20 protein-coding genes and 1 pseudogene are annotated in these 19,898 nt (G+C 62.0%); 13 read left to right on the top strand and 8 right to left on the bottom strand.

The features are described from left to right. Window positions 1-34: 34 nt before the first annotated feature. Genes SVA_RS14985 through SVA_RS14975 form a run of 3 tightly spaced genes read left to right on the top strand, consistent with a single transcriptional unit; the run spans window position 35 to window position 1,632 of the window. Window positions 35-226, top strand: coding sequence for a hypothetical protein (locus SVA_RS14985; protein ID WP_096461990.1), 192 nt, complete (start codon window positions 35-37; stop codon window positions 224-226). Then, the gene (locus tag SVA_RS14980; protein ID WP_096461989.1) at window positions 223-1,383 is read left to right on the top strand and encodes a DUF7146 domain-containing protein; all 1,161 of its coding nucleotides are present in this window, start codon (window positions 223-225) and stop codon (window positions 1,381-1,383) included. Before SVA_RS14985 ends, SVA_RS14980 begins: the two co-directional genes overlap by 4 nt. 3 nt (window positions 1,384-1,386) lie before the next feature. Further along, window positions 1,387-1,632, top strand: a complete 246-nt coding sequence (locus SVA_RS14975) for a hypothetical protein (RefSeq protein WP_096461988.1) — start codon at window positions 1,387-1,389, stop codon at window positions 1,630-1,632. A gap of 110 nt (window positions 1,633-1,742) precedes the next feature. Here the strand turns inward: SVA_RS14975 and SVA_RS19560 are convergent, their stop codons facing one another. From SVA_RS19560 to SVA_RS14960, 4 genes are all read right to left on the bottom strand, one after another. After that, on the bottom strand, window positions 1,743-2,717 hold the full coding sequence (locus tag SVA_RS19560; protein WP_148665507.1) for a hypothetical protein: 975 nt from the start codon (window positions 2,715-2,717) through the stop codon (window positions 1,743-1,745). A gap of 840 nt (window positions 2,718-3,557) precedes the next feature. After that, window positions 3,558-4,124 carry a FlhC family transcriptional regulator gene (locus SVA_RS14970; RefSeq protein ID WP_096461987.1) on the bottom strand — a complete coding sequence of 189 codons (567 nt, stop codon included), beginning with the start codon at window positions 4,122-4,124 and terminating at the stop codon, window positions 3,558-3,560. Then, the gene (locus SVA_RS14965; protein WP_169924127.1) at window positions 4,121-4,660 is read right to left on the bottom strand and encodes a hypothetical protein; all 540 of its coding nucleotides are present in this window, start codon (window positions 4,658-4,660) and stop codon (window positions 4,121-4,123) included. The genes SVA_RS14970 and SVA_RS14965 overlap by 4 nt, the downstream gene beginning before the upstream one ends. A gap of 146 nt (window positions 4,661-4,806) precedes the next feature. After that, window positions 4,807-5,346, bottom strand: coding sequence for a transglycosylase SLT domain-containing protein (locus tag SVA_RS14960; RefSeq protein ID WP_231971797.1), 540 nt, complete (start codon window positions 5,344-5,346; stop codon window positions 4,807-4,809). Between the two features lie 226 nt (window positions 5,347-5,572). Between SVA_RS14960 and SVA_RS14955 the strand changes: the two genes are divergently transcribed. Next, window positions 5,573-6,409, top strand: a complete 837-nt coding sequence (locus SVA_RS14955; RefSeq protein ID WP_169924126.1) for a LexA family transcriptional regulator — start codon at window positions 5,573-5,575, stop codon at window positions 6,407-6,409. Between the two features lie 53 nt (window positions 6,410-6,462). Then, on the top strand, window positions 6,463-7,194 hold the full coding sequence (locus SVA_RS14950; RefSeq protein WP_148665506.1) for a hypothetical protein: 732 nt from the start codon (window positions 6,463-6,465) through the stop codon (window positions 7,192-7,194). Window positions 7,195-7,245: 51 nt separating this feature from the next. On the opposite strand, the gene SVA_RS14945 is transcribed toward SVA_RS14950, so the two are convergent. Genes SVA_RS14945 through SVA_RS14930 form a run of 4 tightly spaced genes read right to left on the bottom strand, consistent with a single transcriptional unit; the run spans window position 7,246 to window position 13,123 of the window. After that, window positions 7,246-10,362, bottom strand: a complete 3,117-nt coding sequence (locus SVA_RS14945; protein WP_096461983.1) for a conjugal transfer protein TraG N-terminal domain-containing protein — start codon at window positions 10,360-10,362, stop codon at window positions 7,246-7,248. Window positions 10,363-10,399: 37 nt separating this feature from the next. Then, the gene (locus SVA_RS14940; protein ID WP_096461982.1) at window positions 10,400-11,818 is read right to left on the bottom strand and encodes a conjugal transfer protein TraH; all 1,419 of its coding nucleotides are present in this window, start codon (window positions 11,816-11,818) and stop codon (window positions 10,400-10,402) included. Next, on the bottom strand, window positions 11,818-12,786 hold the full coding sequence (gene traF, locus SVA_RS14935) for a conjugal transfer protein TraF (RefSeq protein ID WP_169924125.1): 969 nt from the start codon (window positions 12,784-12,786) through the stop codon (window positions 11,818-11,820). The genes SVA_RS14940 and traF overlap by 1 nt, the downstream gene beginning before the upstream one ends. Then, on the bottom strand, window positions 12,779-13,123 hold the full coding sequence (locus SVA_RS14930; RefSeq protein WP_096461980.1) for an HAD family hydrolase: 345 nt from the start codon (window positions 13,121-13,123) through the stop codon (window positions 12,779-12,781). Before SVA_RS14930 ends, traF begins: the two co-directional genes overlap by 8 nt. Before the next feature lie 274 nt (window positions 13,124-13,397). Here SVA_RS14930 and SVA_RS20355 point away from each other — a divergent pair. From SVA_RS20355 to SVA_RS20485, 8 genes and pseudogenes are all read left to right on the top strand, one after another. Next, window positions 13,398-14,177 (top strand): annotated as a pseudogene (locus SVA_RS20355) (S49 family peptidase); the annotation flags it as partial. 97 nt (window positions 14,178-14,274) lie between these two features. Beyond that, entirely contained in the window at window positions 14,275-14,820 is a 546-nt protein-coding gene (locus tag SVA_RS20220; protein WP_096461978.1) for a patatin-like phospholipase family protein, read from the top strand. A gap of 54 nt (window positions 14,821-14,874) precedes the next feature. After that, complete coding sequence (locus SVA_RS14915; protein WP_096461977.1) at window positions 14,875-15,204, top strand: transposase; 330 nt, start codon at window positions 14,875-14,877, stop codon at window positions 15,202-15,204. Beyond that, window positions 15,201-16,040: an IS3 family transposase gene (locus SVA_RS14910; RefSeq protein ID WP_148665505.1), complete on the top strand. Its 840-nt coding sequence runs from the start codon at window positions 15,201-15,203 to the stop codon at window positions 16,038-16,040. The genes SVA_RS14915 and SVA_RS14910 overlap by 4 nt, the downstream gene beginning before the upstream one ends. Beyond that, window positions 16,037-16,564, top strand: coding sequence for a patatin-like phospholipase domain-containing protein (locus SVA_RS14905; RefSeq protein WP_096461975.1), 528 nt, complete (start codon window positions 16,037-16,039; stop codon window positions 16,562-16,564). The genes SVA_RS14910 and SVA_RS14905 overlap by 4 nt, the downstream gene beginning before the upstream one ends. Window positions 16,565-16,586: 22 nt before the next feature. Then, complete coding sequence (locus tag SVA_RS14900; RefSeq protein ID WP_096461974.1) at window positions 16,587-17,630, top strand: cyclic GMP-AMP synthase DncV-like nucleotidyltransferase; 1,044 nt, start codon at window positions 16,587-16,589, stop codon at window positions 17,628-17,630. After that, complete coding sequence (locus SVA_RS14895; protein ID WP_096461973.1) at window positions 17,623-19,404, top strand: ThiF family adenylyltransferase; 1,782 nt, start codon at window positions 17,623-17,625, stop codon at window positions 19,402-19,404. Before SVA_RS14900 ends, SVA_RS14895 begins: the two co-directional genes overlap by 8 nt. Next, window positions 19,386-19,898, top strand: a complete 513-nt coding sequence (locus tag SVA_RS20485; protein ID WP_420823869.1) for a Mov34/MPN/PAD-1 family protein — start codon at window positions 19,386-19,388, stop codon at window positions 19,896-19,898. Before SVA_RS14895 ends, SVA_RS20485 begins: the two co-directional genes overlap by 19 nt.

Below are 19,898 nucleotides of genomic sequence, written 5' to 3'. Positions count from 1 at the left end.
CAATCACAGCCCGATCGGAGCAGGCGAAGGAGCAATGATGGCAGCGCGTGATGGCAAACCGCAGACGTATTTGGTCTGCAACGAGCACGATCCCAACGATTCACTCACGGTCGAGGCGTGCTCACCGGGGGATGCCGCCGTTGCGGCGCTAAAAGAGCTCGGTTGGGCGGTGTCCGCCGAACCGATGTCCGAGGAAGACGAAGACGAGATGAAGGAGGGTGTATGACGACGAAGCATCTCCGCCGAATCAGTGCGGACGAGGTGCGGCGCGCAGCATCCGGGCGCTGGCACGAGATCCTGACCGATCTCGCGCCGGCACTGGAGCTCGCGCTCGAGCGGCCGGGACGGCACGTCCCGTGCCCGGTGCATGGCGGCAGGGACGGTTTCCGTCTCTTCCGCGACTACCGCGACACCGGTGGTGGCATCTGTAACACCTGCGGGCCGGTCCCGAACGGCCTGGGGCTGCTCATGTGGGTGAACTACTGGCGCTTTACCGAGGCGCTCGCGGCCGTTGCCGAGTGGCTGAAGCTCCTGCCGTGGGATGGGGTCGAGCGCGAAACGCAGCGGCGTCATTCCGCACGCCAGACCACGGTGCAGCAACCGAACACGGCGAATCTGCCTCTGGCACCGCTCATCTATCGTGACGCGGACGCCGATGCACGGCTGTGTGCCGTGATCGCGAAGATCTGGAGCGAGAGCATATCGCTGTTGCACCACAAGGCAGTGCCGGCGCAGCGCTACCTGCAAGGACGCAGGATCCCGCTTCGGCAGGTCACCGATCTCGGCGATGCGTTGCGGTTTCATCCGCAGCTCGAGTACCGCGACGAGGCGGGCACGGTGATCGGGGACTACCCCGGGATCGTGGCCGCAGTCACGGACCCCAAGGGCGAGATGGTGACCCTGCAGCGCATCTACCTCACCGTGGATGGGCGCAAGGCGCCGGTGGAGACCCCGAAGAAGATGATGCCCGTGCCGAACGGCAAGGCCGTCACCGGCGCGAGCATCAAGCTCGGGAAACCGACCGAGAGTGTGCTCGGGGTCGCCGAAGGCATCGAGACCGCACTTGCCGTGTGTACCGGCAGTGGGATGGTCACATGGTCGGTGCTGAATGCCACGTTGCTCGAGTCGTTCGTTCCGCCGGATGACGTTCGCACGCTGTTCATCTGGGCGGATCTCGATCGCGAGCATCGGGGTAAGCGCCGCGGCGAGGAAGCGGCCAAGAGGCTGAGCGAGCGGCTGGAGCGGTGTGGCATCCGAAGCCAGACGTTCCTGCCGCCGCTGCCGATCCCTGCGGGCGCGAAAGGAGTCGATTGGAACGATGCTTGGACGCTCCTGCGCTTCGGCGGCTTCCCGAGCCGTCTGGCGCTGGGGCGCGTGGCATAGGAGGTGATCCGTGCACTAGAATTCCGCCGGATCAGTGACTACGCCTGGGTCGACACCACGGAGCGCTTCTGCTTGTCACGCGCGCAGGTCCGCGGCGAGTGGGTCTACACCGCCGCGCGCCGGTCCACGAGGAAGGACGACGAAGATGATGGATATGCCTTAAAGTGGGAGCCGATCTGCACGAGCAAGGACCTCGACCAGGTCCGCGCGGCGATCGCAGAAGAGGCGGGCGCCGAGCTCGCCGCGTGACCGTTTTCCCGCCTGCCTTCGGGGCAGGCGGGGTTTCTCTTGCTCTGAGTGATCAACGAACAAATGCGGGAGTGCCTGGCCATCGAGGTGGCGCCCTCGCTCACATCTGGTTAGGTCGCCGCGCCTCCGCTAAACGCATCTGCTGCTTCTTTCACCCCATAAATCACGCGCATGTGCGGGACAGCACCGACTAGTAGGGTTGCAACTTTCTCGTATGTATTAGGTGTGGCCGGAGTCACTCCAAAGTGAATGGTGTTTCGAGAGTCCCGAACGGCATCACTCCATACAGCAACAGACTTGAGTTCCTGAGGCCGCACTCCAGATTTCTCAGAAACAGGACGAAAGATATCTTGACGGTCGAAGATCGCCAGCACAGCGTCGATCTTCTTTCCGGTGCCGATCTGAGGATCCTCAAGGACAGCTCTCTGTTTTTTGAAATCGGATCCGTAGTGTACGGCTAGCAAAGCTGCGCCTAACTCCAGCCACGCACCCTCGGAGGCTTTTCCAAGCATGGCAACGGCTGCCGCGAAGAGTCCGCCGCGAAAGCACTTCACCGCTTCCTGGAATGCTGCCCGTACGTCAGGGTGCATGTCGGGCATTCCAAGTGTGTTCAAGTAGAGATCCGGCTCAGACAGAAACTGGTCATTTGCACCAGTGAATGATGGGGCCCGCCGGACGAGTGCGGGTACTGGGACATACAAGTCCTCGAACCTCCAGCCGCTTGACTGACCACCGCTTCCTGGCACGACAGTCGTCCAGCCAATATTCGGGGCGGACCCGTGAAGCTCGCCCATCGGCAGAAGGATGCCACTGTGAATCAGTGACCAGATCGCTTCCTGTGCAGCAAGCTGCCAAGACAATCCCTCCGCGGCGGCCGTCAGTGAAGGAATGGGATTCACGGATTGGTGTAGTACCACCTGATGTGGGATCGATACGGCATTCACCTTAAGGACATTGTCCACGAGCTCTGAAGCCCGAGACTGATTTTCGCTCGCACGAGCAACGATCCCTTTGGCAATGGCTACTAGCTGCGGAGTCACCTTGACTCTTTCACGGATGAACCTATACGCGTCGGCTTCGTTCATTTTCAATGTTAGTGTCACTGTTAAGCGTATTGATACCGCACATAGGCAGTTGTGCATAACAGAAAACTGCAGCAAACAGTGCGATGTGCGGATATCTAGCCAGCTTGGTCATCGACTAGCTTCAAGTGATCACGTACTTTTCAAAAGGAGCACGACCGAAGACGGCAGCGTCGGCAGCCAATGGTCGAGACCCGGCGGGCGCTTCACGGAAAATACATGCTCCCGGCAATAGGCCCTAAAGTTCTCGTTGTCGGATGTTGATGCGGCGGTGATCATCTCCGAGAGCCTTGGATGGGCAGACAAGTCGGTCCAAACATCGTACTCGTCTTGGTTAATCGACAATGGGGCGTCCACGGGATCATAACGAAACACCTGGACGCGAGCAGTAGCGGGCCCATATTGGTGTGCAACGGAGGCGACCACCGAGGCGGTATGAGTGACGCCCGACAGCGGTGTCGAACGGACATCGAAGGCGACTGGGGTACCGAGCGACCGTGTTCCAGTCCTGCCGACGCATGGTGAGGACGGATATGTCTTCGACTCGTTCCCAATAAAAGTGAAAGCGCGGAGCTTCGGCCATATTTTGTTTCAACCTCTCTATGCCCACACGTGGCTAATTTGGTTCGACCGGATTGCCATGCCGAAAAAGCATTTTCCTAGCTGAGGGCGGGTGGTTCAATTTGAAGCGTATTGGTTCTCTCCGGCAAGTTCGGTCGGGGCAAAGTGGACATTTTCTGGAAACGAAAGACTTCTAAACAGCGATCGTCTTGGGGGTTGGCTGCAGTTGGACATCCACGTTGTTCAGCGCCTTCTTTCCCCGATCACCCCAAGATGCGGAAGCTAGACCACGATAGGTCGAAGCGAACCCTGAGAAAAGGGCTGCGCCGGCGCATGACACAGCGCGCAGGCGAGCTGCTTGTGCGAGCCCACGACCAGGAGATTGTGGTAGCGACAGCTGAGGTTGCTGCAGACCGCAAGCACCGCCGTTTTCGCACGCAGGTCGCGAGCGATCACCCACGCGTGGTTGATATCCATGACCGTGGGGCGCTCGTCGCCACGGCGGGTCGGCATCCGATCCATCTGTTCACGCACGATCTGGTAGATGCTGTGGGCGTGGAGCACGAGGTAGGGATCGACATACCGGTAGATGTCATCGCCGCCGATCTCGTGATAAATGCCGGCGAAGAGCGCCGCGTCCGCGTAACGCCCCCAGGACGTCGTCACGCTGCTCGCCTCGGGCAGCTGCCCCGGTGTCGCCGGCTTGCCGAGCACGTCCGAGCAAAGCTTGCGGATCGCACCGGCGGGCAAGCCGGTTGCCGCCTGTACGATCCGTGTGCGATAGCCGTTGCGCAGCAGTTCCAACGCGGCCGCGAGGCGGTCGTAGCGGTTTTCGACACGAGCGTTCATCGCGCGTCCCCCTTGGAGACCCGGGTGATCAGGCCGATATCGGCCGCCGTGCGACGGATGAGCTCGCGGCGCGTGAATGCCGAGGTAGATCCTGCCCGCAGCACCCCTCGCAACGACTCCGAAGCGGCAAAGCAGTAAGGTCCGGCGGACACGACCATCTGGATTGCGGCGATGGACGTACGAAGGACCGCGGTGCTCTCGGCGACCGCCAACCCGCAAAGGACTCGCGCACGCTCGTCCCGCTCAAGGACTGAGCGCAGCACCGTGAGGTACGAGGTCCAGACGATCTGCATCTCGATCGCGGTGCGCGAGACGCCACTCCCGGCGAGCCTTCGCTCTTCTTCGGTGGGACGCCCGTCACGCAGAATCTCGGTCAGCGGGCGCGCCGGGCGGAAGGGATAGGGCATGCCGCCGGCGATGCACATGAGATCCGGTTCGCCCGCGACGAGCAGCGCCTCGACGTCGCCGCTTTCGAGGCCGAAAAATCGCCTCATTTCCTTTTCACGTTTGACGGTCTGCTGCGCCGCGTCGAGCATCGACTTCCACAGGTGCACCAAGGCCATATGGATGTCGGCCCGCCAGATCTCGACGTACTTGCGGTTGTTATTCGCGGCACCGAAGCTTCTCACTGTTCTACCCTCCATAGTCCATCATGTTGCTCGTGTGTTTTAGTGCGCGCTTTCTATGGCTTGACCGTGCGCGCTTCCGTGACTTCGGCGATCAGCCGCCGATAGATCTCGAAGACGCGCTCGCCGTACCAGCGAGCGCGATTCGGATGCCATGAGTGGTAGCGCCCGATGCCGAGGACCGGGTCGTTCGGGGACGACAGCAGCGCGTCGGACAGCACCTCGGCCGCGATCCGCAGATTCACCTCGGGCTCCAGGAGGTCAACCGGCGAGCGGACCCGCCAGGCGTGCCAGGAAGTGGAGATCTGCATCAGGCCCACGTCGAAATTCGCCCGCTCGCCCCACCGGGCAAGCTCGAGGCGAAGCCTGGCTTCGACCTCTTCGCGGGTGCGGGCGTAGATCGACCCCTTGGGGGTGCGGATCGTCCACGGCCACGGGCTGATGCGGGAATCCCCCCTTGCGACCAGGCTCTCGGCGATCGCCACGGCGTAGAGGAGGTAGGGGTCGAGCTGGTAGGTTCTTGCGGCGCGCTCCCACAAGGAGCCGCGTAAATCGATGGCCGGGGCGGGTGTGCTATAAAGCGCGGCTGCCAACACGATCAATCCAACAATCGACGCTGATTTCGCCCGGCCGTCTTCCGTGACTGAAAACACGAGGGTTTTCCCCGCTCGATATTTCCCTATTGCATAGGATGAAACGTAAGCTAGATTTAAGCCGGCACTAGCTAAATATCGCTATAGTAGCCAGACAAACGGCATTATGCGGCAGACCAGCGGCAGTATTTTGATCACAAATCACGATTTCGCGGAGTTTCGCGAGCGCATGCACGCGCTCGCTGAGCTCGCTGGAAGCGTCAACCACCTCGCCAAGCTTGCCGGGATCTCACAGACGGGGCTGCGCCACTACTTTTCGAGCGGGGAGCCGTCGCGTCCGCATCTTGTACGCCTCGCCGAAGCCGTGCGCGTCAACATCGAATGGCTTGTGACCGGCCGCGGGCCCATGCGCGAACTGCCGCGCGTCATACGAGCGGCGATCGCGCAGAACTACGAGCAGTACCTCCTGCGGCACGATCGCGACGACAGTGAAGACGCGCGCGCGGCCTACGCGGCGGCCTACAACGCGGCATTCGAGCTGCGAGTACCGGAGGTCGAGCGGATCTCGGCGTACGAGCTGAAGTACTGGTACGCGGAGCATCAGGCCGGATCCGCCGAGGGAGAAGCGCTCATTCCCGTGCCTGTATATGAGCTCGAGCGGCTCGAGAGTTGGCCGCCCGCGCGCGGCGCGCGGCCGGTGATGGCAATCGGATTCACGCGCGAGCTGTTGGAAACCGAGCTTCGTGCGTCCGCGGACAGCTGCGTGGGCTTTCGGGTTCAGGATGACGCGCTGCACCCCACGATCAGACCCGGCGATTACATCGTCTGCGACACCACTCACCCCGAGCAGTTGCGCAGCGGTATTTACGTAATAACACTGGGCGGGGCGCTCATGGTCCGGCGGCTGCAGCAAGCCAGCTCCGGCCAGGTCAGCGTGCTGCGTGACCGCCGGGCCTACCGGGATGTGCTGACGGTCGATTACCCGCTCAAGCCGGACGGGTCGGAATCGGACATGCAGATCATCGGCCGTGTCGTCGGTCTGTGCGGACGCCGTATCCGGATGTAGCCGCCAGACACCACAACGTTGCGTTTAGAAGGGGTGGCCATATGCTGTCATGGATGGACATCGCGACCCTCAGGACCTCCGACCGTGCACTCGCCAAGCGCTACGGCAAACGCCTCGCAAAGCTGCTCGAGGAGCGCTTCGGCATCCGCCAGGGGGAACTTGTCGAACGAGCCGCACGGGCCGCGGCTTATCTGCCGGGTGTGACGAAACGCCGGCTCGAAGACCTGGCGCTGGAACTCACGCAGATCTCGCAGGGGCTGGCGCGGATCGACAACCGCGACAGCTGGCGCGCGAGTATCGAGACGACGCTCTCTGCGCTGGAGTCGAGCGGGCCATACGTGAGGGTCACTCCGCGCCGGCGTCTCGGTTGGTGGTGGCATACGGTCTTCCTGATCGGCGCGGCAATCCTGTATTTGAATCTTCCAGCGGTTTTCGGAGTCACCCCCGGGCCCTGGGTCGACCGCATCGCCGCCTGGACAGGCATGGGATATCTCTACCGGGCCTGGGACCGCGGCCTGCAGATGGGCTGGCCGCCGTGCCGCACGCGCGCGGTACTGCGCTGCCTGCTGACGCTGCTGCTTGCGGTATCGCCGGTGGTGATCGTGCTCGCGGTGCTAAATCTGCGCGACTACGCGAGATCAACCCCAGTAGAGTCCGATGGATCGTCGTATTCCTCAAACGAGCGCTGGCATCACGATATGAGCGTCACTAATCCTGCGACAGGCCTTCCAATGGATGGTGCAGTTGATTCGGCCGGGAACATGTTCGGAGACTCAGACGACTAACTATGCTGTTCACGAAGGACACCGCCGAGCCGCGGTCTTGCCTGCAAAAAATTACGGTTGCTTATCGGAGAACTGCCGCACCCTGTTGATTTCGCGCACCGTCTCCAGATATTGCTGATTGCCGCTTCGCGCCGTTCCTGCGATCCCTCGGGCGATCAGATCTGTGCTGTGGGCATTGCCTCTTTCTTCGTCGAAGATCGCCTGGCGTAGCGCCTCATCCTTTGGAGTATGAAGGCCGACCTGCTCGGCGCCGAGGTTCATGAGGCGCCCGAGCGTGTTGGTCTGCTGGTAGGCATAGTACTGCGCCTGCGCCGGCGTGAGACCCAGACTCTCTCTCGCATAGCCGACTGCGGCCTGGCGCAGTCCTTCGTAGACCCGCAGCGCCTCCTGCCGGCTCGTCCCTTCCATCTGCCCCGCGATCATCGTTGCGCTCTCGAAGATGGAGAGGGGTCTCTCGCCAGCAGCGGCACGACGAGCGTTTTCGCCTTGCACGGCATCGAGCCCTTTTTGCCATCCGGCGGCAGCCCCTTTGACGCCTGCGAAGAAGGTCTGGGCACCGTGCTGGAGCGCGTAGCGGGTCAGGTCGTCGGCCGACTTCAGCGTTCCGGAGGCGACTTCGGTCGCTGTGCGCGCGTAAGATGCCTCGCCCGTGACCAGGCCGTCCGTGCCGAGCTGACGCGCGAGGTTGTCCAGCAGCATCTTCTCTTGCTGTCCGCCGCGCTTGCTGAAGGCGGCCGTACGTGCCCCGGCGACTTCAGCCCGGGACTCTGCGTGGTGAGTGTCGGGGGCGAAGGACGGACTGGTCATCGCGCCGTTGACTAGCCCTTCGATCTTGTCGCCTTGCGCCTGCGCTTGGCCGCTTTCAAGGGCAGCCGTCTTCTCGCTCGGCATGTCCGCCCTGTAAGACGTTCCGTGCCCCAGCGCGGCCGCTACCACGGTCAGTACCGCGGCGTTCGCCTTGTTGTCTCCTGCTGCGGCGGCGTTGTCGAGCGCCACGAGACGGCCGGCCGCAACGGCTTTGGTCGTATCGCCACCAAAAGCCCAAACTCGTGCTCTGGCCCAATCCTGCGCAGCACCTTCGACGCCGACCGCGCGTGAAGCTTCTTCGAGTTGTTTTGAGAGGCCGACATCGTTCGCCAACTGGTTTGATAGTTGAACGAGGTTGACATCACTTCTCATGCCCGTGCCGGTGCTGGCTGTAACTGCCTTGCGGTTCTCCTCCGACATGGCGTTGCTCCAGGCATTGGCCGTCCCGGCCTTGAAGTCGTCGGTCACGGCTTCCTTGTACAGAGCCTCGATGCTCTTACTGCCGTTTGTCTGCTCGATGTTGCGGATAGCCTCCATGATCTTGGCCGCTCTTTCGGTACCGTAGGTGCTCTGTAGTTTTGTCTGGAGCCCGCCGCCGACTGCGGCCCCTCCCGCTCTCATTCCGAATTCACCACTCAGTATTCCGGCAAGTCCGTCGCGCTCGTTCTGAGCCCATTGCGCCGATCCGTCTATGCCGCTGATTACGTCGTTCACCAGCCTGTCGGCCCTCGCGCTCGAGGCCTGCACCTGTCTTCCGATCTCCTTGCTGTGCCTGAATATGTTCTCGGCCGTAGCCGTGTCGCTGAAGGCGGTGCTCAGCGCCTGCGCGCGATTGTCGGAGATCGACATTGACGGCGTGACCGCCTCCTGGCCCGTGTAGCGCATGCCACCGACCATGTCGCGACTGTACATCGCCGCGCTTGCCACCACGGGACCGGCAGAAACGGTCTGTGGCGTGGCGATCCCTTCGTCGATGTGGTCGCGGCCTTCGAGCCGGCGCGCGAGGTGCGCCGCCGTCACCGAACTCGCCCCGTAGACCAGCATCAGCGAGATCGCCGGCACCGAAGCGGCGAGCATGCCTCCGGTGGAGATCCAGTTGGCGAGCATCTGGTCGAGCTCATAGAGCCCGCCGAAGGAGGGCAGGGGCATCTGCTGCGCCGAGGCCAGCGCCGCCATCTTGGTGGTCGCCACCATGCTTATATATAAGTTGATGATCGCGAGGCTCGGCATCCAGAGCTGGATCCATAGAAGCGTCAGTACGTAGCGCGCGGCCACCATTACCCCGACCTGGCCGAGCCCGATCAGGAAACCCATTATGGGCGTCACCGCGTACACGAACCCTTCGAAGAAGGTCATCATCGGCCGCACGATGGTGCCAAAGAGCGACTGCTCCGCCGCCCACTGCGTGTTGCGCTTCTCGACCGCATCGCGCGCCATCACCGCGTGGGTGAACGCCTGCTCCGAGAGGTGCTTGCCGACCACGGCGTCCTCGAGGGCGGGCAGGAGGACGGCGGCGAGCATGTAGTCCTGGGCGCTGACCGCTCCCTGGTTCAGGCTCGTGAGCGCGGACGCGATGGCCGCGTCCGCCGGCATCGGGTTGGGCATGTTGCGCTCGTTCAGCTTGGCCGTGAGTACTTCGACCAGCACCGGTACGAATTGGGTGCCGGTCGTCACATCGCGCAGCGTCTGCCACGCCTGGGTGCAGGTCGGCTGCGTCGTCGTTCCGTTGACGAAGATCTGCGTGCCGTAGAGATCCGAGTCGAAGCGCACCGCCTCGAACGGGTCGGCGGTGCGGTAGATCGAGTCGATGGATTTCTGGTTGACGTCGACGCCCACCAGCGTGCAGTCTTTGATGTAGTTCTGCCAGCTGCGGAAGATGTCGTCGTTTGGGTTCGGCGAGTTGGCGCGCCCCAGGGAGATCGGATCGACCACGCCCTGACGCACCTTCGCCAGGGTCTGGATCGAGGAGGCGAACCCGGTGCTGGTCATGGCCGGCGTCGAGAACGCGGTCTCGAAGATCCGGGTGAGCTGGTAGCTCACCTGCGAGATGATCGACCCGACCGCCGCGACGCCATAGGGGACGTTGGCGACGGTGCGGACCTGGCCGCTGTAAACGTCGGTGATGCTCACGCGAGCGGTCGAGCCGTAGAGCAGGCTGAACAGGATCCAGCCGATCAGGAGCGCGCCGAAGTTGATGCCGCGGCCGCCCTGGGCGATCGCCTGGAACAGCACCACCATGACCCCGAGCAGGAAGGCGATCTTCACCGCCACCTGGAAATCCCCGGTGCCGGTGATCATGGCCACGGCGTTCAGGATCATCTCCAGATACGCCGCGTCGCCGATGGAGTAGATCTCCCACATTCTCTCGGTGCGCCTTGGGTTAGGTGGGCCCGCTCGGCTACAGGCCCGGGCGGGACTTGCGCGACATGGTGTAGCTGCGGTGGTCGTAGGCCTTGAGGTAGGCGTTGTAGGCCTCGATCATCCGCTTGCGCGGCCCCTTGTCGCGTTGTAGGGCCTCGTACTCCTGGCCCAGGGCGTCACGCGCCTCGCTTAGCATCTTCTGGAGTTCCTTGGTTTCCGCATGCGCGTTGAGCTTGCCCGCGGTCTCGGCGGCCTGCATGAACGAATTGAGGAGCGTGTAGGCCATGTCGAGCGAGATGTAATCGATCGAGTCCCGCACCCAGAAAGTCGCCACCGGCTCGCTCTTGATCGCGAGCGTGCGGATCATGCCGCCCATGCCTTCCGGGAGGGCCGCGAGCAGGGCCCGTTCCGAAGGGGTTGTGTCGCCGACGTTGCGCGCGAACTTGGCCACGATGCCGGGTTTGGCGTCATCGCCGAGGAGCGTGGTTTCGAGGTGCTGCTTGATGCCGGTGATGGCCACGGTCTGCAGGATGGGGCTGCCTGAGGCATCGAAGAGCTGGGTGCAGCCGTCCGCGTCGTAGGTATTGCAACGGTAGATGGTCGCGCTCGGGTTGCCGTGGATGATGTCGCGCATGGTGATCCGGCGCGGCGGAACGATGGTGGTCCGCCGGGTCCACCCGCCGGCGCCCGTGTCCTCGTAGAGCTCGCCGACGATAACCGTGCCGGTGATGCTCATGATCGCCTCGAGCAGGCCGTCGTCGCCGTTGGCGAACCACGCGGCCGCGTTGTGGCGCTTCAATGCGCGCCACACCAGGTTGCCCTCGACGTTCCTCACTACATCGTCGCGCGCCACCTGGTTCGCCTTCTGCTCGGGGGTCATGCCGTCGTCCTGTGACCAGGAGGTAAAGAGATCGCCGAAGCCCCGAAAGTGCGCGGTCATCGCCTGCGAGGTGATCGCCTGGTTGCGGAAGGAGTCGCGGGCGTCGGTCACCAGCCCCTTGGCGAGCTGGCAGGAGTTCGAGAAGTACTGGTTGAACTGCTGGATCTTCTTCTGCAGCGTCTCGATGTTCTGCATGCATTTTTCGCACATCGCCGAGAGCGCGAGCTGGAACGCGTAGCCTCTGGCGTTGGCCGCAATCGAGCGCAGCAGCTGCACCAGCTGGTCGGTATTGATGAACGAGAAGCTGCCGCCGTAGAGATCGACCCCGGAGCACGACGCCGAGGCGCTCGGCGGCACGAAGCCGATCAGATTCTCCTGCATGATGCGGGTGCGGTTGACGAACGAACCGCCGGAAATGACGCCGCGGCGCTGGGTCTCATAGGTGCCCGGGGAGGTGTAGTTGGTCATGTCCCCAAACATGCCATCGAGCTCCTGCTGGAGCGACGCGTGCGCCAGTGAAGGAAGGAGCAGCGCAGAAACCATGATCAACGGCTTCATCGCACGGAGTGCGTTCATCAGCGTACCCTCGCGTTCTTGCGGATCTGTTCGACCAATTTCTCCGGGGTCATCGCGTCGCCGCCTTCCAAGCGGATTTCGGCGGTGGACGGCACGGATTGGATCGGCCGGGTGCGGTCGAAGCGGTCGTCGTCGATGAGCCCGAGCTGCTTGCCCGCCATCGTCACGCGCTCGGCGAGCTCGGCGAAGGCGAGCGCGCCCTGGGCGAGTAGGACCACGCGATCCGGCGGGCGCGCCAGGAACATCGCGGGCGTCTGTTCCACGCCGAGCCGCCGCGCCTGTCCGTTGTCGACGCGGTAATCCGGGTAGAGACCGTCCGGGAGCGGCTGACCGTCGAGCGACACCGGGATCACGGCGAAGCCGTAGGCCTCGGCGAACGTCTTGAGGATGGGTGCCTGCACCGCGCAGTAGCGGCACTGCGAGTGGAAGAAGAAGTAGATCCCCGCCTGGCGCGCGATCTCCTGCAGCGCGTCCGCGCGCGCAAGACCGGCCTGCCGGCTCATCTCGTTGGCCGCGTAGGTCGCGAGCGGGCGGCGGGTGGTCTCGTCCAGAAAAGCGTCCTGGGTGACGACCTCCTGGGCGACATCGGAGAACTTGTTACCTTTGTCGAGCCAGACCCGATTGAGGTAGTAATAGGCGCGGACGTTTTCCGGCGTCGGCTCGTCGATCGCCCGGTCGAGGTACTTCGGCAGATTCACCCGAAGCCACTCGGCCGACAGCGGGGGAGGATCCTCGGTCTCGTCCGTGCTCGGCGGCGCCGGCGCAGCCTTTGGCTCCTCTGGCGGCGCCTGCGCGGGCGAACGGTTCTCGTACCAGAACCATCCCTCGCCGTGCCGCTCGAAGAACCGCGCCGGTTCGACGCCCTCCGGATTGGCGAGCGCGGTGTCGAATGCGGCGTTTCCCAGGCACAGGGCGACCGCGATGGCCAGCGCAGCCGACCGCCCCCTTGCCAGCGCGCGGCTACTCATCGTCGGCGAGAGGCATGTCGCGCTCGATGAGCAGCGCGACATCGCGCGTGCGGAAGAACACGCGCCGGCCGTGTCGCACCCGCGCCTTCTTAAGTTCCCGGGCCCAGCGCGGCGGATTGCGACGCGACAGCGCGACGCGAACGGCACGATCGCTTTGGCGCTTGAGGGCGCTGGCGACGTCCGGGAATTCCATCAAGGGGCCGTATTTCGCGAGCATGTCGGACAAGGTGCGGGGGTTGGGCTCGGCGGCCAGCTCCAGAGTCTTCGCGGCGTCGTTCGCTTGGTCCTTGGCCTTCGTTTTCTCTGTGGGCACGTTGGTCGGTCCCCGGGCAGGCATGGTCCGGTCGCGCTCTTCCGCGACACGGGCGGCAGGATGCCACGGCACAGGGGATCGGATGCCGAGGGTAAATGGCGGGTTCGGGCGTCTTTCCCCGGCACTTGGTCGCCGTTGCGGGCGTATGTTGCGGGCCTGAAAAACTTGCGTTTGCCGCGCCGATGCGAGAGTCCGGGCCAATGGCCACGGTTTCATCAAATTACGTCGTCCGAGATCAACGCACACCAGGCCCCGGTTTGCGCCCCAACAACATCGCTTACCGACAACAGGAGGACTCATGGAGACCCGCGCACCTAGTCACGGTGCCGCCGACGATCCGGGTGCCCCGTTCGGCGATCGCCGGCGCGACCAGAACGCGTTGACGGTGATGCTCGTGGACTACCTGAACCGCCTGAACGAAAATCAGGCGAAGGCACATGAGATCCAGAAGAAGGAGCTGCGCTGGAAGAACATCCGCACGGCTGCCTGGCTAACCTTTGGCGCCTTGTCGATCGGCCTCTACGTCTTGATCAGCATGCTGTTCTACAGCTCCGTGCACGACGGCCCGCCGAGCGAGGACTATGTCTCATTGCTTCGCATCGACGGCATGATCGCCGCCGACCAGAAAATCTCGGCACAGCGCATCAATCCGGCACTCGTGCGCGCGTTCCGCGACACGAAGTCGAAGGGCGTGGTGCTCCTCGTCAACAGTCCGGGCGGCTCGCCGGTGCAGGCGAGTCTCATACGCGACCGGCTCATGGAGCTCCGCAGGGAATTCCCGGACAAGAAGGTGGTAACCGTCGCCGAGGACGCGCTCGCCTCCGGCGCTTACATGATCGCGACCGGCACCCAGGAGATCTACGTTAACCGCAGCACGATCGCCGGCTCGATCGGCGTGATCATGAGCGGCTTCGGCCTCGACGGTGCCATCGGGCGGTTCGGCATCGAACGGCGCATCTACACTTCGGGCGAGAACAAGTCGCGGCTCGACTCGTTCAAACCGGTCTCGAAAGACGACGTCGGCAAGATCCAGGGCGTCCTGGCCGACGTGCACCGCCACTTCATCGACGCGGTGCTGGAGGCGCGCAAGGACAAGCTCCGCGGCGATCGCGGAATTTCTAGCATCTTCAGAGGGGTGTGTGGCTTTCAGAGTGCTCAGCATCGACGGCGGAGGAATGCGTGGCATCTACACGGCGGCCTACCTGGATGCGCTGGACCGGGCATTTTCTCAACGGCGTGGATTGGAGCACGGCCTGGATATCGGGAGAGCGTTCAATCTCATCGTTGGCACAAGCACCGGCGCAATCATCGGCTGTGGGCTCGCAAAGGGAGTGAGCCCGGCTCAAATGGTGGGGGTCTACAAGACTCACGGGCCGAGCATCTTCCCGAAAAGAATGCCGTCTAGGGCCAGCTGGGACCTTGTGTCCCAGCTCGCTACGCGGCCGAAGTATCTGGAACAGGGTGACATCGCGTTGCGGCGTGCGCTAAAGGATGTGCTCCAGGACACCACCCTTCGCCAGACCTGGGAGGAGAGACGCATCGCCTTAGCCGTGCCCGCGGTCAATATGTCTTCCTACCGCTCCTGGGTCTTCAAGACGCCGCACGACCCGGATACTAACCATCGTGACGATCACTACACGCTGGTCGAGGTGTGCCTCGCGAGCAGTGCCGCACCTCTGTTCCGCTCGCTTGCAGCCATCAAACAGCCGAACGCGGACTGAACCTACCCCGAAAACGTAGACACCTCCTGTAAAGCAGTTAACCGGAGGTGCGACATGAAGAAGAAAGAAAGGCACACGTTCTACAACTATCAGTTCAAACACACGGCGGTGCGGGTCACGCAACACCCGAATATCCAGTCCGTGGACGTGGCCGAGGCATTGGGGATTCATCCCATCATGCTGTATCGCTGGAGGCAGGAGATGCGGGAGGGCAAGATCGAGAATAACGACCACGAGGCGCGTTCGCGTACCGAGCTTCTCGAGGCCAAGGCCAGAATCCGGACGTTAGAGCGCCAACTCAAGCAGCTGCGGGAGGAGAACGTTATTCTGAAGAAAGCCGAGAGGTTCTTCCCCGAAAAAAAGTCCAGGCGTTCGGGTTCATAGCGGACCACGAACGACGGGCGCCGGTGGCGGTGCTGTGTCGCAAGCTCGGGGTCTCGCGCAGCGGTTACTACACCTGGCGGGCACGGGACGCGAGTCGACGCCGCCTCGACGACCAACGTCTGCTGGTCGTGGTGCGTCAGATCTTCGCCGGCAGTCGCGAAACCTACGGCTACCCCCGCATCCATGCCGCGTTGCGGGCCCAGGGCATCGTCTGCGGACGGCACCGGACTGCCCGGATCATGCGGGAAAACGGCCTCAAAGCACGCATGGCCCGGCGCTTCAAATACCATCGTCACCGCGATTACCTGTTTGCCCGAACACCGAACTTGCTCTTGGAGCTGCCGCCCGTGAGCTCTCCCAATGAGGTCTGGGTCGGCGATGTCAGCTACATCCGGGTCCGTGGGAAGTGGTCCTATATCGCCATCGTCATGGACCACTACACGCGCAAGGTGCTGGGCTGGAGCTTCTCGATGAGTCACGACGCCGCACTCACCCGCGAGGCCTTGCTGATGGCGGTTCGCACCAGCCCACCGAGTGACCGCACCATCTTCCATTCCGATCAGGGCTCGGAGTACGCAGCCAAGGAGTACCGCGCAGTGCTTGAAGCCGTCGGCCTGCGCATCAGCATGAGCCGCAAGGGCCACTGCTGGGACAACGCGCACATGGAGTCCTTCTTTGGCAGCCTCAAGACCGAGATGGTGTACTTCCAGGCCTTCCAGCATCTTGAAGAAGCGGTGGCCTACATCACCGATTACATCCGTTTCTACAATTGCGAGCGCCTGCATTCCAGTCTAGGGTATCGCTCGCCCACCCAGTTCGAGGCTAATGCGGCATGACGGGTGTCTACGAAAAGCGGGTAAGGTCAGACGGCTTTGACGTGTTTTGCGACGGCGGCCTCTGGGCGAACAACCCGGTAATCGTAGCGTTAGTGGAAGCCTTAAGAATCGTCGGTGACCGCGACGAGGAGATCGAGATCTTTTCTCTGGGCAGTTGCGGTAAGCCGGAAGGCGAGGTGATCGGAGAGCATGAGGTGCATCGCGGTCTTCTGGAATGGAAGCTCGGCGGGGAGGCGGCCAAGGTGTCGATTGCTGCCCAAGAGTTCGCTTTTGACAGGATCGCCAGGTCCCTGGTGCGACATCTCAAGAATCGAGTGCGAATCATTCGCTTCCCGTCGGAGAAAATTCCCGGTGCACTGCTCCAGTATCTCGATCTCGACGAAACTCGTCCTGACGGGCTCGAGGCGCTCATGCGTCAGGCACGGCACGACGCGGACATGACCAACAGCGGAATCCAACAGGGCACCGCTGATGGTCAAGCAATCCAAGCCCTGTTCAACGACATGCTGCCGAGAGTGGCATAACCATCGCTAAGAGGTAACCGAAATGTACGACAACTCAAAAGATGTCCTTGCTTATCACGACGAAAAAGTCACGCTTCCCCAGGATGAGCGGACCGTAATGCGAAAGCGCCGCGACGCGAATCGCGAGCGGCTCAAGACGCGGCTCAAGGACGCAGCCAAACCGACTCCTCACGAGTTCATCAAGCAGGGGTCGTACGCGATGCTGACAATGGTTCAAGACCCCGACAAGGACTACGACATCGACGATGGCATCTACTTTACCCAAGCTTCGCTGAAGAAGGACGACGGCACGGATATGTCGCCACGCGAAGCGAAAGAAATGGTACGGGATGCGCTTCGCGACGACCGCTTTAACAAACAGCCGGAGGTTAAGAAGAGCTGCGTGCGGGTGTTCTACGAGGAAGGTTACCACGTCGATATGCCCGTGTATCGCATCCGTGAATCGGACGGAAAGTACGAACTTGCCTCCGATGATGGTTGGACGGTTTCTCGCGCCGCGGACACGGAAGACTGGTTCAACAAGACAAACAAAGAGAAGAGCCCGGATGCGGGAACCAATGGCGGGCAGTTCCGCCGTTGCGTCCGGCTGATGAAGAAGTTCGGACGCAGCCGTCGTGACTGGAAGAAGGACATCGCGCCGGGGTTTACGATCACCAAGCTCGTTGAAGAGTGTTTCATTGCAAACGGGGCCCGCGAGGACGTAGCGCTGCGTGACTGCATGCAGCGGGTCTACAACCGGTTGCTCGGTAGCCTTGAGGTCCAGCATCCGGTTGCCCAAGAGGCAATGCTGACGTCCGGCCCTGACGACCCCGGCACGAAATTGCTACGCGACAAACTGAAAGACGCGCTTGAAGAGCTCAAGGTGCTGGACGACTCTAAATGCACAGCCACACAGGCCGCGAAGGCGTGGGATAAGGTCTTTAACACGGACTTCTTCTCGGTCCGGCAGGCTGCTGCCGAGAAAGCAGCGACCGCCCAGCACAACACCAATGCGCTAGCCGGGTTTATCGCGACAAAGAGCGATCCGCGTCTCACCGAAAAGCGCGGCGGCGGCCGGTTTGCTTGATAAGCAGCGGTTGACGGCCACAGCCATAGTTGAAGCGGAAGTTATAAGCAGATTCCAAGGAGCGCGGCCGCTCACTGATCGTGAGTTGGCCGCGCATGGGAAACAATTTGCAGCGGGCTGGCAGCTTCCAGGACTTCTGAGTTCGGGCAAACATCAGCTCCACCTGCTGTTGCCCGAGGGATTTCCCTTTCCCAGGCCGCGGGTGGCCGTTAATCCTGTAGAGCCCGTACTCAAATGGCCTCACCTCGAGGAAGGCGGCCTTCTATGTATTGCCTCTGATGAGGCGCCTCATTCGCCGGAAAATCCGATCGCCTCGGTGGTGCACGCAATCGATCGTGCGCAGACCCTCGTTAACGATTGCTTGGAAGGGCGAGGGTTTGAGCACTTCGAGGATGAATTTGTCAGTTATTGGAATCGCTGGGCCAAAACAGAACAGCCCGTGCGATCGCTGTGTCATCCTGATGGTCCGTCTCGATTGGTACGAGCGTGGTTTGGAAAGTCCTTTACCGTCGTTGCGGAAGATGACGCGATCTTGCGGGCCTGGCTCAAAGGTTTCTTTGGCGAGAAGATGGAGCGCGATAATTTCACGCCGCGAGAGATTCCATTCATCTGGCTCGAGAAGGTGCCACGGCCGGCCGATTACCCCGGGACTGTGGGCGCGTTACTCCGCCTCGTTCAATCAGACGACCGGTCGAAGGCACTACTGGAAGGGCTGTTGCTGGATCAGGCAGCGAGCAACAAGACCGTGCTGTTGGGCTGCCGCACTCGTCACGGTGTCGGGTTAGGAGCTGTCCGCATTCTGAAGCCTCAGGCGACTCGCGGACGTGGTGATCCGCTCATCAAAGGCGGTTTTCGAGGCACGCCGCCGAAGTCCATTCTGCTTGCTCGGTATTCCGCGGCACCGGTTGTCGGTGCGAATGTCATTCGTTGTGACCCTTCTTGGGTCCACGGTCGGGACCACAATCCAGCCGTTGGCGTGTTATCAACGAAGTCGGCCGTGATCCTTGGGGTTGGTTCGGTTGGAAGCTCGGTCGCGACACTGCTGGCAAAATCGGGGGTGGGCAAGATCACTCTGGTCGATCCTCAGCTGCTCGCGTCCGAGAACACCGGTCGGCATGAGCTTGGTGCCAACTCGGTCGAAAGAGGTAAGGCGGCACAGCTTGCTACGTCCCTCCGGCAGCGTTTTCCTCATCTGGCAATCGAGGCGGAAGGAAAATCGTGGCAGGAATTCGCGCGCATCAAACCGGAGCAGTTAACTTCTGTTGATCTTATCATTTCGACGATGGGCGCTTGGTCTCAGGAGTCAGAGTTAAACGCTGCGGTGTTGAAGCTTCCATCTTTTGCGCCGATCCTTTACGGTTGGACCGAACCGCATGCGGCTGCTGGGCACGCCGTGGTATTTATGGATCGGACGGCCTGTTTGCGGTGCCTAACCGACGACTTAGGCGAGCTGCGTACTCCGGTTACCTCTTGGAGCGGTGATACGACGAAACAGATACCCGCTTGTGGCGGATCATTCCAGCCGTACGGTGCTGTCGAGCTTGAACATACCATCGCGCTAATCGCGGAGTTGGCGCTCGACGTGCTCGCGGGAGAAGTACACGCATCCACTCATCGAGTCTGGATCGGTCGTTGCCATGTGCTACAGCGGGCAGGTGGACACTGGAATCCAGGATGGGTTAAGGCCAACCTTGATCCGGGTGACGGCGGCCGAGTTGTTGAGCTGAGCGTATCGGGCGACCCGCACTGTCCTGCATGCAGGGCCAAGGCATGACGCTTCGTTACACCTTGGCCCAAGAAGGTCCGGCACTCATCCTTTCGGACCCCGTACTTGCAACATTTGACCGATATCGGCAACTCTCGCCGCGAGCGAAAGAAGCAGGCGGCCAACTCTTCGCGCAATTCAATGGTGCCGATACCGTCTTGTTGGAGGCGACGCCTCCAAAATGGCTTGATCGTAGAAGCAGAAGCGGATTTGTCCCGAATCGCCGGATCCAGCAACGTGAGATACGCGAACGGTATACGCGTGGGTTTCATTTTGTCGGCGACTGGCACACACATCCTGAGCCGGTCCCGCGGCCATCGCACGACGATATCTATAGCATGATCGAATGTTTCAGGCGTTCCGTGCATGACTTGCGTGCGTTTGTCATGGTGATTGCTGGAACTCGAACTGCCCCCGAGGGGTTATATGTTGCGATTGTCGATCGGAACTCGGCGAAGCAACTGAAGTTGCACACAGTAAATCAATGTTTGCATAGCGCTTAG

Source organism: Sulfurifustis variabilis, from assembly GCF_002355415.1.
Lineage (GTDB): Bacteria > Pseudomonadota > Gammaproteobacteria > Acidiferrobacterales > Sulfurifustaceae > Sulfurifustis > Sulfurifustis variabilis.
Note: the sequence above shows the minus strand (reverse complement) of the source record. Positions and strands in the feature narration are given on the sequence as shown.